This window comes from Pseudomonas sp. GW704-F2 (assembly GCF_059423025.1).
Genome location: NZ_JBWKXO010000041.1, coordinates 1 through 14419, shown reverse-complemented (window position 1 = coordinate 14419; position 14419 = coordinate 1). Strand labels below are relative to the sequence as shown.

General features: G+C 55.7%; 15 protein-coding genes and 3 pseudogenes. 8 read left to right on the top strand and 10 right to left on the bottom strand.

Annotated features, from left to right (window positions below; all coding sequences use genetic code 11):
- Positions 1-352 precede the first annotated feature (352 nt).
- Positions 353-1678: an OprD family porin gene (locus tag AC07W0_RS25330; RefSeq protein ID WP_102618749.1), complete on the bottom strand. Its 1326-nt coding sequence runs from the start codon at positions 1676-1678 to the stop codon at positions 353-355.
- Between the two features lie 684 nt (positions 1679-2362).
- On the opposite strand from AC07W0_RS25330, the gene AC07W0_RS25325 reads away from it, so the two are divergent.
- Positions 2363-4966 carry a cation-translocating P-type ATPase gene (locus tag AC07W0_RS25325; RefSeq protein WP_102618750.1) on the top strand — a complete coding sequence of 868 codons (2604 nt, stop codon included), beginning with the start codon at positions 2363-2365 and terminating at the stop codon, positions 4964-4966.
- Positions 4967-5356: 390 nt separating this feature from the next.
- Here the strand turns inward: AC07W0_RS25325 and AC07W0_RS25320 are convergent, their stop codons facing one another.
- On the bottom strand, positions 5357-5638 hold the full coding sequence (locus AC07W0_RS25320) for a hypothetical protein (RefSeq protein WP_156422907.1): 282 nt from the start codon (positions 5636-5638) through the stop codon (positions 5357-5359).
- Positions 5639-5883: 245 nt separating this feature from the next.
- Complete coding sequence (locus tag AC07W0_RS25315) at positions 5884-6342, bottom strand: anti-virulence regulator CigR family protein (protein WP_081610141.1); 459 nt, start codon at positions 6340-6342, stop codon at positions 5884-5886.
- A 592-nt stretch (positions 6343-6934) separates the two neighbouring features.
- On the opposite strand from AC07W0_RS25315, the gene AC07W0_RS25310 reads away from it, so the two are divergent.
- Positions 6935-7210: a hypothetical protein gene (locus AC07W0_RS25310; RefSeq protein WP_046385245.1), complete on the top strand. Its 276-nt coding sequence runs from the start codon at positions 6935-6937 to the stop codon at positions 7208-7210.
- 222 nt (positions 7211-7432) lie between these two features.
- Complete coding sequence (locus AC07W0_RS25305; protein WP_162231504.1) at positions 7433-7573, top strand: hypothetical protein; 141 nt, start codon at positions 7433-7435, stop codon at positions 7571-7573.
- Between the two features lie 159 nt (positions 7574-7732).
- Here AC07W0_RS25305 and AC07W0_RS25300 read toward each other — a convergent pair whose 3' ends face one another.
- Entirely contained in the window at positions 7733-7912 is a 180-nt protein-coding gene (locus AC07W0_RS25300; protein ID WP_046383012.1) for a hypothetical protein, read from the bottom strand.
- 586 nt (positions 7913-8498) lie between these two features.
- Between AC07W0_RS25300 and AC07W0_RS25295 the strand changes: the two are divergent.
- Positions 8499-8606, top strand: a pseudogene (locus tag AC07W0_RS25295) (MarR family transcriptional regulator); the annotation flags it as partial.
- 44 nt (positions 8607-8650) lie between these two features.
- On the opposite strand, the pseudogene fabI reads toward AC07W0_RS25295, so the two are convergent.
- A pseudogene (gene fabI, locus AC07W0_RS25290) lies at positions 8651-9049 on the bottom strand (enoyl-ACP reductase FabI); the annotation flags it as partial.
- Between the two features lie 109 nt (positions 9050-9158).
- Here fabI and AC07W0_RS25285 point away from each other — a divergent pair.
- Both AC07W0_RS25285 and AC07W0_RS25280 read left to right on the top strand, forming a co-directional pair.
- Positions 9159-9710, top strand: a complete 552-nt coding sequence (locus tag AC07W0_RS25285; RefSeq protein ID WP_173677844.1) for a hypothetical protein — start codon at positions 9159-9161, stop codon at positions 9708-9710.
- 85 nt (positions 9711-9795) lie between these two features.
- Positions 9796-11199 (top strand): surface-adhesin E family protein, encoded by a 1404-nt coding sequence (locus AC07W0_RS25280; RefSeq protein WP_146013199.1) that lies wholly within the window; start codon positions 9796-9798, stop codon positions 11197-11199.
- Between the two features lie 87 nt (positions 11200-11286).
- Here the strand turns inward: AC07W0_RS25280 and AC07W0_RS25275 are convergent, their stop codons facing one another.
- From AC07W0_RS25275 to AC07W0_RS25260, 4 genes are all read right to left on the bottom strand, one after another.
- On the bottom strand, positions 11287-11577 hold the full coding sequence (locus AC07W0_RS25275) for a hypothetical protein (protein ID WP_126585723.1): 291 nt from the start codon (positions 11575-11577) through the stop codon (positions 11287-11289).
- 148 nt (positions 11578-11725) lie between these two features.
- The gene (locus AC07W0_RS25270; RefSeq protein WP_046485314.1) at positions 11726-12040 is read right to left on the bottom strand and encodes a hypothetical protein; all 315 of its coding nucleotides are present in this window, start codon (positions 12038-12040) and stop codon (positions 11726-11728) included.
- Between the two features lie 105 nt (positions 12041-12145).
- Positions 12146-12454 carry a putative quinol monooxygenase gene (locus AC07W0_RS25265; protein WP_102618753.1) on the bottom strand — a complete coding sequence of 103 codons (309 nt, stop codon included), beginning with the start codon at positions 12452-12454 and terminating at the stop codon, positions 12146-12148.
- Positions 12455-12552: 98 nt separating this feature from the next.
- Complete coding sequence (locus AC07W0_RS25260) at positions 12553-13050, bottom strand: hypothetical protein (protein WP_046485310.1); 498 nt, start codon at positions 13048-13050, stop codon at positions 12553-12555.
- 91 nt (positions 13051-13141) lie between these two features.
- Between AC07W0_RS25260 and AC07W0_RS25255 the strand changes: the two are divergent.
- Both AC07W0_RS25255 and AC07W0_RS25250 read left to right on the top strand, forming a co-directional pair.
- A pseudogene (locus AC07W0_RS25255) lies at positions 13142-13348 on the top strand (site-specific integrase); the annotation flags it as partial.
- 383 nt (positions 13349-13731) lie between these two features.
- Positions 13732-13941, top strand: a complete 210-nt coding sequence (locus tag AC07W0_RS25250; RefSeq protein ID WP_046383000.1) for a hypothetical protein — start codon at positions 13732-13734, stop codon at positions 13939-13941.
- 8 nt (positions 13942-13949) lie between these two features.
- Here the strand turns inward: AC07W0_RS25250 and AC07W0_RS25245 are convergent, their stop codons facing one another.
- Positions 13950-14417 carry a lysis system i-spanin subunit Rz gene (locus tag AC07W0_RS25245; RefSeq protein WP_495029341.1) on the bottom strand — a complete coding sequence of 156 codons (468 nt, stop codon included), beginning with the start codon at positions 14415-14417 and terminating at the stop codon, positions 13950-13952.
- Positions 14418-14419: the final 2 nt, after the last annotated feature.

Below are 14419 nucleotides of genomic sequence, written 5' to 3'. Positions count from 1 at the left end.
ATGTCCACACGCAGTATGAGTATGGCTGGGATAGAGATAGATCCGAAAAATCCGAAAAAGTGCAGGATTGGGCAACAGAACATCCGGAAGGTCATGAGAAATGCCCAGTGCATGTCAGTGGGTTTCGCAACAAAGCGACCTCAGGGCCGGTCGGCACCCGAATCAGCACAAGCGCGTAACGATCCGCAGGTTCAGGCTGCCAAAACGGGAACCTCAACCTTGTAGGGCAAGCGTCGGACATAGCCTCCCGCCGACAAAGAACGCGTTATACAAACAAAAACGCCAGCTTCAGCAGAGCTGAAACTGGCCGTCAATGCGTTGCGTCTTCCGGGCTTGACCGGCGATCGTCCGCTTAGAAAATCGAGATTGGGTAATCCACGATCAGACGGGTTTCGTTGTAATCCCCTTCCGCCTGATCAGCATTACCGCGGTGCCAGGCTTGACGCACGCGCATCGACAAGTCTTTGACCGGGCCGCTCTGCACCACGTATTTGGCTTCAAAGTTGGTTTCATGGTGCTTACCGTCAGCACCATAACCATAGGCACGGTAGGCGCTGCCGACCGGCATGTGCGTGCCGTCGATATTGTCACCGTTGAGGTAGCGCGTCATAAAACTCAGCCCTGGCACGCCATAAGTCGCCATGTTCAAGTCGTAACGGGCCTGCCAGGACTTTTCGCCTGGGCCGTTAAAGTCAGAATATTGAACCGAGTTGGCCAGGAAGATGGAGTCGGCCAGATCACCCGACTTGTTATTACCCACGGCCACATAGTCGAACGGCGTGTCGCCGTGAACTTTCTGGAATGCCAGTGTGACGGTATGAGCACTCAGGAAAGAGTACGCCGCTGCCAACGACCAAGTGGTGTTGTTGATGGAACCGGCTTTGGACTGGCCGGAATCGGTGGTGCGGTAGATGTTGAAGTCCAGGTTCAATGATTGATCGGCAGTGAACGGAATCGTGTAGTTGGCATTACCGTAGTATTGATGCCAGACGTCCTTGAGGTCCGAGGCAAACACGCTCATGGACAAGTTATCGGTCAGCGTGTACTTACCGCCGAGGTAGTCAATGCTCTTGGCCGGTATGTTGGCATAACCGGCATACAATTCGTGGCTATTGTTGGTCGTGGTCGGACCGTTACTGCTGGTGAAGTGCCCGGCGTCGAAGTTCAACCCTTCAATTTCGCTGCTCAACAGGTTGAAGCCAGTCGCTGTTTGAGGCGTGGCGCGAGTACCCGCCGTGGCCAGGACCGGGTTGTTGGGCTGCAAGTTGCCATAATGCAGTTCAGTCTTGGAGAACCGTGCCTTGATCGATGCGCCTGCACTGCTGAAGTCATTCTCCGGCCGGCCGTTGCTGTCGACCGGCAAGTTGCCATAGCCTGCATTGCCTTTGCCACCGTCCAGCTTCACGCCCCAGTATCCGTAAGCATCTACACCAAAACCGATGGTGCCTTGGGTGAAGCCGGAGGAGAAGTTGCCTTGTATCACCTGCAACCAGTCCTGTTTATCACCCGCCGAATTCTTACCGTCACGATCAAAATAAAAGTTACGAAGCAGCAGGTTCAAACTACTGCCTTCAACAAACCCCTTGGCAGTCGCCTGGTCCTCCACACCCGCGGCTGACGCTAGTTGACTAGCACCCAGCGAGACCGTCAGCGCCACCAAATTCCACTTAAAAGACATTGTTTGTTCCCCTGTTTTTAATAGAGCTGCCTCGTCTCTCAACGCACAGTCAGCAGGGTCTCCCCTGAAGTCAGGCGGTCAAAAGCGAAGAGTCATAAGTCGATGGCAGATGAGAAGGTTTCTAAGTCGCAACGCATTGACTGCGCAGCGCAAGGTACCGTTTTATAACGGTTTATTTTTAGTACAGGGCAGAGCCTAAGGTGAAAAACTTATAACACTTTCCCGCCGATGGAATGACCTCGTTTCCCGTGAAAGTAATTTTCCATTTCTGTAACAATTCAGGTTTATACAAGACAGCCGGACGCGTGAAATGAGCTGGACATCGATGTTTCGCATACATCTAAAGTCCCAACTGCACGATGAAAACGGCACGCTCTGAGCCTGGATATCCGCAAAGGGCCAAACTGATTCAGGCGTTCTTGGGGCTCCCTTATCGAGAGCGGCGAATGCCGCAATATTTAAAGCAACGTTGTGCTAGCGTACCTGTAGGACGGATTACATGATGGTCTTAGACGCATGCCTCGAGGTCGATACGACTACAAGCCTCGAGGCAGGACATCACATCGCTATAGAGCCAGCCTGCAGGTATCGCAGCGCCATGGGGGTACAGAACCTGATGACACACATTGCCCCATTGCCCCCCCTTGATTCGAGTCACGATCACCCACTCATAACGGCCGCGTTGTGAACGCTGAGCTACCTCATTCAGGTTCGCAGACGCCGCTTGAGGGTTTGTGCGAGGCGCAGGTGCAGCAACGTCTGGCGCAGGACGGGCCGAACGAACTCCCCGCCTCCCGCCGACGCAGCGCCTTGCGCCTGATGTGTGACGTGGTCTTCGAGCCGATGTTTCTCCTGCTGGTCGCGTGCGGCGCTTTGTATATGGTGCTGGGCGATGTCCAGGAAGCCCTGATGTTGCTGGGCTTTGTCTTCGTCGTGATGAGCATCAGCTTTGTCCAACAGCGACGCAGTGAACGCTCCCTGAATGCGTTGCGGGACCTCTCCAGCCCAAGGGCTAAAGTGCTAAGGGAAGGTAAGGAGTGCAGCGTTCCCGCGCGGGACCTGGTCGTTGGCGATGTTGTGATGCTGGCTGAAGGCGATCGCGTACCCGCTGACCTGCTACTGACAACATGCGCCAACCTATCAATTGATGAGTCCTTGCTGACCGGAGAATCCATGCCAGTCAGCAAGCTGGTCGCGCCGCAGTCTCATACACTTGGTGATCCAGCGCCGCCGCCAATGGATGCGACCCTTGCGCAGGCATTTTCAGGCACATTGGTCACGTGCGGCACCGCCCAGGGACGTGTCACCGCCACAGGCGAGCGCAGTGCGCTGGGCCGGATTGGCCAGTCACTGGCGGACATCGAGGTGGAACCCACCCCGACACAACAGCAAACGCGTCGTGTGGTCAAGCGGGTCGCTGTCATAGGCCTGGCGCTGGCGGCGGCGCTCGCTATCGCTTTCGGGCTGCTGCGCGGTGACTGGCTGCATGGGATGCTGGCGGGCCTGACGCTGGCGATGGCAATCCTACCGGAGGAGTTGCCGGTTGTACTGACGCTCTTTCTAGGCCTCGGCGCCTGGCGACTCGCCCGTGAGAAGGTGTTAGCGCGTAGCATCCCTGCCGTCGAATTGCTCGGTGCGACCACCGTCTTATGCGTCGACAAGACCGGTACGCTGACGGCTAACAGAATGACGGTCAGGCGCCTTTGGTCCGAGGAGGCTGAGTATGAAGTCGCCAGAGACGGTACTGACGGCGGCATGCCTTTGCAGGAGGCACTCCATGGTGTGCTTGAGTACGCGGTTCTCGCCAGCCACCGCCGTGCTTTCGACCCGATGGAGTCGGCCATCGGCGAGACCGGGCAGAGCCTGCTGGCGCTCACCGAGCACCTTCACGCCGACTGGACCCTGATCGACGACTATCCCTTGTCACCCCAGATGCTGGCAATGTCGCGGGTCTGGCAATCACCGAATCAACGAGAGCGACTCATTGCCGCAAAGGGAGCGCCCGAGGCAATCGTCGATTTGTGCCATATGGATCCCGTTCGCAGCGCGCGCATTGCGGCTCAGGTGCTGGCAATGGCGGCAGACGGGCTTCGCGTTCTCGGCGTCGCACAGGCGACCTTCGCCGCCGAGGTATTGCCCGGTTTACAGCACGACTTCGACTTCAGGTTTCTAGGATTGGTCGGGCTCGAAGATCCGATTCGTCCAGATGTGCCGCAGGCTATTGCCGAGTGCCGGGCCGCAGGCATCCGTGTGGTGATGATGACTGGCGACCACCCGGCCACAGCGATGTCGGTCGCCAGGCAGGCCGGGCTGGGCACCGATGCGCCGGTGATCACTGGAACCGAACTGTCCACGCTGAACGATTCTGAGCTGGCCGCACGATTGATCACGACGCAGATCTTCTGCCGTGTTCAGCCAGAGCAGAAACTGCGCCTGGTCCGCGCGTTCCGTACACAGGGTGATGTCGTCGCCATGACCGGCGACGGTGTCAACGACGCGCCTGCACTGAAGGCTGCCGATATTGGCGTTGCGATGGGTGCGCGTGGCACCGAGGTCGCACGCGAGGCGGCCGCACTGGTTTTGCTCAATGATGATTTCGAGTCGTTGGTGACCGCCGTGCGCTATGGCCGCCGCATTTTCTCCAACTTGCGCAAGGCGATTGTGTTTGTGGTGGCCGTACACGTGCCGATCGTCGGCCTATCGATGCTTCCAGTGCTTTTCGGCTGGCCGATGGTGCTGATGCCGGCGCACATTTTGTTCTTGCAACTGATCATCGACCCTGCCTGCTCGGTCGTGTTCGAGGCCGAACCGCTTGAGCCGGATGCGATGAAGGCTCCTCCACGTCGAAAGGAGCAACGGTTGTTCGACAGCGCAGTGATGATACGCGGCCTCTGCCAGGGCATTGGCTTACTGATACTGCTTCTCGCGACGTATGCGGGTATGAGGTTCTTTGCGCCGGTAGCGTCTGAGCGAGATGAGCTGGCGAGAACACTGACCTTCGTCGTCCTGGCGCTGGCCAACCTCGCCCTGATCCATACCAATAAGTCATGGGGCCGCACGCGCTGGGTGGGGCCTGGCGCGTTTGGCACCCAGCTCAGTTGGATCGCTTTCGCAACGTTGGCCATGTTGGCGATAGCGCTATTTTTTCCGCCGGTTACCCAGCTGTTCTCATTCGTGACACCCGCGCCAGTACTGCTACTTTTCGCATTTGGCATCGTCGCGCTGAGCGTAATGTGGTTCGAAGTCGTGAAATGGCTAATACGATTGAGGAGCGGGCATAGCGACTGAGCGAAGCCTTTAGTGCTGATCCCCGAGTTCGCCAGGGGCTGCACATGTCGCAACCCAGGCGAGGTTTGTTCAGCAGTTAATCGCTTAGATTGGCTCCCAGCTTTGGAAAAGCAAACCGGATCAGCAGCGCAGCATCGGGCCCTTCGCCCGTGAGAGTAATCTCCGCCCCTCGAACATTATCGGGTAACGCGGCGAGTGGACTCGTCACGTTGGCGAACCTCTTACTCGGGTCAACGCCTTCATAAAAGGTGTGCGTCAGGATTCGAACCCTGGAATCGCCAGTAACGCTCACTGGCTTCCAGGAATCCAAAGTAACTTTTTAAAACAATACGTTAGATTCTAATAATTACCGCACCAAGGCACTTTTGAATGCGTTGGAGCCCGAGCCGATCATGGGGCGCATAAGGTGGCGGAAATCATTCCGCCCTCCCCCGCGTGCTGCCGATCGAACACTATCGCCAATAGTCGTAGTGAAACATCCGGGGGCCGCTGATAATCTGCGACCACGTTCGCCAGCCGTTTAGGGATGGAGGCGAAAATAGAAGCCCTGGAGCCGCGAACCTCCGGGGCTTTGCTTTTTTGGCGCAGGCTGACACCCAACTCTTCTGGGCATTTTTCCTTTGGCCCTAAATTGTTCAGGGCGCTGGGCGAAATCCCTTTCAGTACCGACATGGCCGAAATCGGAATGGTTGTGATGTGCCTTGATCTTTCCCGATAGACACGTTCGATTGCACCCGCCGGATTGTTTGGCTGTCATGGATTTGGTGTGTTTGTGCATTGGCGTAGCCGTGAAGCAAGCCTACGATCAGCCCCTGAGACAGCCGACCTTGCGATTGCTCATGGTCGCGTTTAGCGCGGATACAACAACGCCCGCGTGGCGGCGGGCGTTTGGCATAGATCGTCGAAGCGTTATCGCCTTAATCGAAGGCGCCGTTGAGGACTTCGTAGATTATGCCGGAAGCAATTGCGACCAGTATCAAGTCCGTGCCTGCCTGCTGCCATTCGTAGCCGTCGTAATGTGGAAGTCTGCCCAGCAATCGACCATCAAGTTTCTTGGCGATGCCTGGAGGAAGAGGCTTCCCTCTGGCGAGGTTCTTTTGTATTCCGGGTGGCAGTGAAGGGCCTGGGCTCCAGTAGTCACGGTAGCCGCCGAGCACTCCCAATACGCTGCCTCGGTCAATGCTTGGTCCGCGAGACCAATCGTCTCCGCTGGGACCTTTCCCCTTATTACCCTGGTTGCCATGACCTTGACCACCTTGTGAGTTGCCTTTTCCATTGCCTTGACCTTTCCCATTGCCAGGGTCTGCGAGTGCGGCCACCGAGCCAACGGCCAAAGTAAGGCAGATAGCAGCTACAAGCGTGCGTGATCTAAACATGACTGTCTTCTCCGGAAGGGAATGCTCCCTGAAATGTAGACGGTATTGAAGGTTTTAGTTCCGTAATACCCATCCCACTCGCTGCATCCGTTAACGGAGCGTGGCACCCAACAATAACCGCCGATTAGGCACCCTCCAGGTTAAAAAATTGCGGGATCAGGTGCTGCTTTCGATTTCACCAATCGTCGATGCCTTACACCCAGCACTGCCAAACACGTACATACATTCCCCTTGTATTTGATAGCTTAAAGCCATCAAGCGGCATGCCTCATGCGCAGAGCCACCTTGGACAAGACGTGGACGTCTGGCAATCATCACTCATTGGTGAATTGTTTCTATCAGGGAAGAGGATCTGAAGCGGGTGACCGCCACCCCATCCTCCATAGCCAAATGCTCAGGCATGCACGCGCGCCTATGGCTGACCCTGCCCGACCAAAGCGTTAAGCATTGGTGCCTTCCCAGGAATCTGTTTTGCGACCAACAGTCGTTGCCCAGGAGCACCCTCAGGAAATGGATTCCGGAAACCATTCAATAGACGGGGCGAACTCCGAAAAGCCAAACGAGTAGGAACTTAAATATGGAGATTTATAGTATGTCAGCTCAAGAAAACTACGTTGGTGTTGGCGGATGGACTGCTTACCACGAACTGACTCCAAAGGACCATGCTGTATTCAAAGAAGCCTTGGAAGGCTTTGTGGGGGTGCAATACACCCCTGAGACGGTTGCGACCCAGGTCGTCGCCGGCACAAACTATCGCTATCACGCCAAAGCACAGCAGCCTGGTTCGCCAGCAATCTGGGCAGCAATCGTAGAAATCTACGCCCCCCTCAAAGGTAAGCCGCACATCACCCAGATCATCCGCATCTAAGCGCGCTTAACACCCTTCGGGTCACGCGAGGATTGCGGGACTCGAAGGCTGATCGCGCGCCCTTGCTTGTGCTGCGCTTCTGGCTTCTCTCTCCCCTGGAGCCGCAAGCATGACGATTGATGCCCTCCCCGACCTGAATGCGTATCCCACCCCTGAGCGGGCGTTTCGCTATCTGCGACTTATTGCGAGGTGGCCGAGGTTCGTGGGTGCGATGAAGGCTACGTGCCGGACCTCTTCCCCGCCCAGCATTACGGTGACTACCTGATCCTGAACATCGACCTGAAGCCAGGCCGGATCAAGAACTGGAGGAAGCCGGTCGCCACCGACATCGAAAAGATGATCGAGGCGAACCAGGAAAACTGATCAACCAGCGCGGTGTATCGGATATCGCTCAGCCCTCTGTGATGACAGCAGGGTGGTTGCCTTGCCCCTGGCCTTAGCGGATTTTGTCGCGGCGTAGACGGGCAACACTCGAAGGGATTCAAGCGACATCCGATGCGGACGAATTCGCGGCCTATAACGCTATAGGCCGCCACTGATACTCAAGGAATCAGTCATCCCGATCATCACGATCTCGACCGTGATAACGATCATACCCGCGATCATCGTATCGGCGATCATACCCACGGCCCCGACCTTGGTCATCGTAGCCCTGGTCGTATCTGCGCCCATGATCATCCCCTCTGTAACGATCATGCCCATACCGTCCTCCGTCGTCCCAGATAGGCACGCAACCACCAAGCAGAATAAGACCAGAAATGGCCAAAAGGGTTATTGCTGCGCGCTTCATCTTGAACGTCCTAATTGCTTGAGAGGGTTAATTTTTTGACTGCAAATCAGCCCAATGATTCAGCCGTGCCCGCGAATAAACATCGGCCCGAGCGGCCGCCAGGGCATGATCAATTACACGTCGCTGAAGAGCGTCGCGCCGGGGAAAATTGGCCAGGCCGATCTACCTGAGCGCCATGTGCATCGACGCCCGGGGCGACCGCTACAGCAAGTCCGTGGAGAGGGTGAGCACTAAAATCCACCAACACCGCTAAGCCGTGCGTTAAAAGTAACCGTACAGTAGACACATCTTGACGAAATCATCTTAGGCCATGGCGCGAGCAAGACGCCCTTGTCGACGGTAGCGGTGAAGCGTTTACGAGCTTTTGGTGTCCGGGAGAGGCCCTTTGGCCCAGTGGGCCAATGCTTCACCGCTCAGGTAAGGCAGAGCCTCGCGGGCCGTATGTGCGAACCGAGTAGTACTGGTACCTTTATCGTCATATCTGAACCAGTGGTCGCCGCCCATAAGCTGTATCAAAACGTGGGCTTTGTGCTGGAGTCGGAGCAGGAAGGGCAGCAGTGGGGCAAGTCGGTGGTGGAGCAGTGTTTTGTGCGGCAAGGGGTTTGACGCAACAGCACCCCAGTAAATGGGGCACTGTTACGGCCTGACGATCACTCGTCGAGATTGCCCATGGCTGTGGTGTTAAAGCCGCCGTCCACGTACATGATTTCCCCGCTGATTCCCGACTCCAGGCCCGAGCACAGGAAGGCGCCGGCATTGCCGACCTCTTCAATGGTGACGTTACGGCGCAACGGCGTTTGCGCCTCGTTGGCCACCAGCGTCTTGAGGAAATTCTAGATGCCGGAAGCGGCGAGGGTGCGAATCGGCCCGGCAGACACCGCGTTAACCCGCGTGCCTTCGGGGCTCAACGAGCCGGCCAGATACCGTACGCCAGCCTCCAGCGAAGCCTTGGCCATGCCCATCACGTTGTAGTTGGGCATGGTGCGTTCTGCGCCCAGGTAAGACAGGGTCAACAGGCTGCCATTGCGGCCCTTCATCAGCTCCCGACCGGGAATATTACGAGGCCCATGGGCGGTTGGGGAGATACTTTTTCAAGTGATGGCATTAAGCTATCTCGCACTTAACCATCATGGCATTTAACAGGGTTTGAATTTATCTATGGGTCGTTCCTTTGCTTGGGTCTTTCCGTTGTGCCTGGTGGCTGTTTTTGGTGCGGGTTGTTCTTCTCATAAAGGCCTGCCGCCGGCCAAACCCAAGCCGGTCGTACTGACGGCAGACGACCACCATGCGAAGGTTATTTTCAGAATGCTCAGCACCGAATCGCAGGTGAGCTTCAGCGCTGGGCCCGAGGGGAATTTGAGCAGCGTGGGGGTTGTTTACAACGATTCCCTGGAGCAACAGGCGCCGGCGTTTGTCCGAGGGTTATACAAGGGCCTGGCCCATGGGCTCTATCGTGCCCGGCCGTTCCGGGAGACGTTGGTGCCGGCGAATCAGTTGACGGTGGTGGAAGGCGTTGCGAACTGGCGCAATGATCGCGGGACCTCGTACAGCCTGGAAAAGTGCGGGCCGTTGTCGCGCAGCTTTCTGCCGAAAGCGAACAAGACCTATCTGGTGGAGTTTGATTTGCAGGGGTTCTCGGTGTGTAGCGAGAAGGTTTATGACGTGACGGTGGAAGGGCAGAAGGAGTTGGTTTTACCGGTAGCGAAATGACCGGTCACGACGCGCAAAATACGGCGCGCACCGAGATGACTCTTGAAAAACGGCGCTTACTCCAGAACTTCTCTAAGGAATACCTGTGCAACGAATTGCGTTACTGCTTTCCATGGCAGCCGTCGGGGGGTGTGTTAGTCAGCCAGTGTCGCTGAGCAAAAGTGCGGTAAAGGCATATGGCGTTTTTCTGGGTCAACCTGTGGTAGCTGATACGGTATTCCGTGACGGAGACAGATTGAATTTCCAGCTCGTCGCTCCGAAAACAGATGCAAAACCGGAACGCACCGTTGTGCAATTGGAGGCGTCTTGCAGCGTGGCACAACTGCGTGCCGCTTACATTGATTCTCCCTTTGCGCGGGTTTACATCAATCGGCAAAACGGGGTGTACGTGGGCGCACGCTCCCTGACGTCATCCCTTTATTCAGGGCTCACCAGTAACCCGAGTTTCATTCACGCCTGTTCTGAGACACCGCAGCCCGACTGGAGAGTCGTCAGCGTAAAAGAGGATGACCAATGGGTGATGCTTGATAGGCATAGCATCAAACAGCAAGGCTCGGAAACGCTGTTCTGGGGGGCGTATGACAATAAAAAAATACTGACGGATGCCTCGCAAGGCACGCCGTCTGCCCAAAAGCGTGAACACTATGCTGTCGATTGCACCGAGCAGAAGTTTCGTCGGCTGGCCAGTTATGACGTTGATATATTTAACAGTGTGATAGACGGTGAGACCCCGCAGAATCCAGTCGTCAAGACTGTTGCGCAAGCCCGCGATGATTACAAGCTGTTGTTCAAGACGCTGTGCGCCGGCGCTGAACAACTGAAGCAACTGCCCACGTATAAACCGCGCTACAAAGTGCGTGCTGTGCCAAGCCCATATAGTGTTGGTACGCCAATGCTTTCTGCAATCAACGCCCTCAATCTGCAACCGGCAGCCAAAAAACTCAGCTATGTTGCGACGAGCCGGACACCCACCCGCAAGGGTGGTGCTTCGTTGGTGTACGAAGAGAATTTCCTCACCACGGACTCAGCGAGCGGGCAAGTAGTTGTCGATGTACGCAGTGAGGCGTACGAGATACGTAGAGTTACTTGGCGGGGGTTGATTGTGCTCGCCAGTACCATCACTACGTTTGACCAGAAAGTGGGCACCTATGAACTCAAAAGCTTGAGTTTTTCCGGGGATTGGCAGCGCATGCCCATAGGCTCTCTCCTGAGTTACTCCGCTCAGGGGCGCCAGCACGGCGCTGAGCAACGTTGGGGCGACGGGAAAGGCTACGCGGTCGACTGCACTGTAAAGCGCGAACTTGACGCCGATGAGCTCAGTGCTGGACTGACTGGAAAAGCCAAGGAAATGGGCTGCACGACTCAAGGCGACAAGCACGCAATCGTTAGAAAATTTTATTATTTGGCTGACTACGGCTATTTTTTCGCATGGGGTACGCAGAGCAATTCGCTCTCTGGTGATGAAGTTCATATTTTGAGCGTTCGCTAAACGATAGCGCTAAAAAAAGAGGGGTGGTCAGGCACAAGAAGCCATCAACGCATTGGTATGGTCGATCTGGCTCTGCATTTGTATGTCTTACTGTGTAGCCTTAGAAGCGACCTTCAGAGCCGCGTCGAGATCCTGCTCAGCGATGGAAAGAATGATCCTTAGATTCTCCATCTCGTAATGATGATCCTTGGATACCGCAGCCATTTCGAGCAAATTCTGTTTATTGATTTCCTCAATTTCGGCGCGGAGCTCCTGGCTTAGGGCGTTCTGACGAACCACGCTCGAACCGAGGGTCGCTGCGACCTCTGCTCTCGCTTTTTTGCTCTCGATTAACGTTAGTACCAGTACACCGGTCACGATCAGAAGCGCACCGATCACGAACACCCAGCCAGCAGAATAACCGCCTGTCCCGCTACAACACTTCGCATGTCGTTGCCTCTTTGGTTTGGCGGGACTGTAGCACCTGGCCGCAGAAGGCAAAAAGCCCAGCGCGAGGCTGGGCTCAAAGCAACTAATCTGCAAGAGACTAAGCGTCTGGAACTTCTTTATCGAGTGCAAGCTTTGGATCAGCCACCTCTACCCAGCCCTTCTTCAAATACTCATCTGCCACAATTCTACGTATCAAAAAACAGTAGATGATTGGCAGTCCAGCAATAGGTATAGCTGCCCAAGGCGGGCCTGCAAACAGCCCCAACCCTATAGCAATACCCCAGATTAATAAATGGCGCCAAAGGCCGGCGAAGCAAAGATAGAGTGGGCCTAGGAACAATATTGCCAGAACCTGAAACGCATCGACTTCTTCAACCTTGCCATTGTCTAGACTTTTGAAGTATCGGGCCATTGCACTCTCCGTGTGGGGGTTAATTCGGAAAAATAGCACTGGGAAAGCCAGATGCAAAGAGCCCTGCGTGGGGCTGGGCTCTTCTGTTGTGAGCTCAGCCCTTCTTCAGTACGATGAAAGCACCGCCGATTCCAAAAACAGCACTGTAGCCGGCCCCGCACGGAACGTCGGGTTGTGCTTGGCTGCCTCAAGCATATGCGGAGCGAGATCATGTGCATCAAGCGCTTCTTTTGATGCCCACTTCTCGATCAATACAAAGCTATCGCTGTTTCCGACTACAGGATGGATATCATATTGAATGCACCCTTGCTCAGCCCTGACCAAAGGAGCGAGTTTTTCAAAAGCCGCGAGCTGGTCCGAGCCTCGACCTGGCTGGGTATTGATGATGACGACAAGCCGAACTTCATCAGACATAGGTAACACGCCGCATACTAAAGAGGGGAAAATACAGTACGCTACAACCAAGTACAGATGCAAAAAGCCCAGCGATGAGCTGGGCCTAACTGGTTCAACTAGGCTCCGGTCACGGGAACTCTGCCAGCGTTGCAGTAAGGTAGTTGAATTTTTGATTTAGACTTATCGGTGGACTTCACCGTCCCATAGGCGGTTGCTAGTGTGGACACCGCGTCCACTGCCATCTTCAGTCCGGGTGTCGAATCGGCGCCCACCTTTGCCAAGCTACCGTTATCGTTTAGGTCTACCGAGAATTTAGAAGTTTCGAGCCATCCAGCCTCGTAACGGATATAGCTTTCCTGGGCCGCCGGGATTAGCTTCGTTTCAGTGACTTGGACCGCAAAGCAGCCAGTGTTTTCGTCGCCGCCGGCGTAACGTAGCATCTCACCTTCTTTATTCAGGATTTTGTCCTGAATGTAATGCTCCTTTACCTGAACTAGCCGAAAAAAAGGAACACCCTCACAACCATTCTTGCAGTCAGATTGCTCATACGTGACAATTTTCCCTGAGCATCCTGCCAGCACGGCTATCACTGAAAAAATCATAAACCGTTTCATGCCCACTTCCTCCCCTATATGGCTTATTGCCACAACAAGATCGTAGCGGGCGCTAGCGGAAGCGCCATTTTTCTACGATCTCACCTGCTGAGAGATGGCTTGCGAGAAAGCTATCGAACAAGGAGATCCGATGCTCGCTGCAAAGATCGGCGGGTTCCAATTCCGAGATATCCGACCCAAGGCGGCGTCTGAAATTGTGGATATCGGCGATGCGAGCCTGCTATTGGGGCATAGCAATCAGGAAATCACAAAGCGCGTTTATAGGAGACTCGGCGCCACCGCGAAGCCGTCAAAATAGAAAAGTTATGGAACGCTTCCATAATAGTTCTGGAACGCCGAGCAAATTAAGATCGGAAGTGTCCAAGCCCCAGAAACGCAAAAGCCCCGCATCAGCGGGGCTTTCGTGTAAATCTTGGCGGGAAACCAGGGATTCGAACCCTGGGAACGCTATTAACGTTCGCCGGTTTTCAAGACTGCCGACTTAACAATACAAATCAACAGCTTAGGTCTTCATCATTTCCGCACCAGAGCATTTTTTGATGCCCTACAAGCCGCATAGAACAAGGGGCGCGCATCAGGTTGCGGAAACGACTTACCCCTCCCCCGGCGTCCTGCCGACCGAACACAAACACCCCAAAGAACACCGACTGCTAAGCTGTTCACTCCACCAGAGGACCGCCGATGCCCAACTCAGACCTACTCCCTTCCCTGCTCTCCAAGCTCTACGAAAACCAGCTGGCCCTTGAGGCGTCCATCATGGAGATCTCGAACTGGGTCGAGCAGCGTGGCTCCGCTGATGTGGCCGAGAACGTGCGCGGCGCTCTGCACACCATCGACGAGAACGAAGAGTTCATCAAGCTGACCCTGGCCGTCCTCATGGCTCCTGACTGATCAGACAGTCAGCGAGCTATCGCCCTGACATACGCCTGGCACGCCCGCAGCGCGATCAATCCTTGATCGCCGTCACCGGTGATGGCGAGAATTCGTTGAGCATGCGCTGGGTCAAGTTGGGCTCGCGCGGCTCCATGAACCACGCCGACGGCGCCGGGGGTGGCAGGCACGTTGCAGCCACTGGCTGAATCCTCGGCAAGGAGGACTGACAGCCGCAGATCAGAAGTGGCAAGGCGATCGCGCAGAACAGCCTGGTTGCGTTGGGCATCGGATAATTCCCTGGTGTGTTGTTGGTCCTGGCCGGCGAGCTGCTGCTCCAGGGCCATGCGCTTATCGGTCTCGTCGCGGGCTTGGTCGGCGGCGGCATTGGTGATCGCCGCCAGGTCATCCTTGTGCAGGCTGGCCTGCTCGGCGAGCTTCTTGCCCATGCGCCAGTCCTGAACCTGCCAGGTGAGGCCCGCAGCGCCAGCCATCAGCA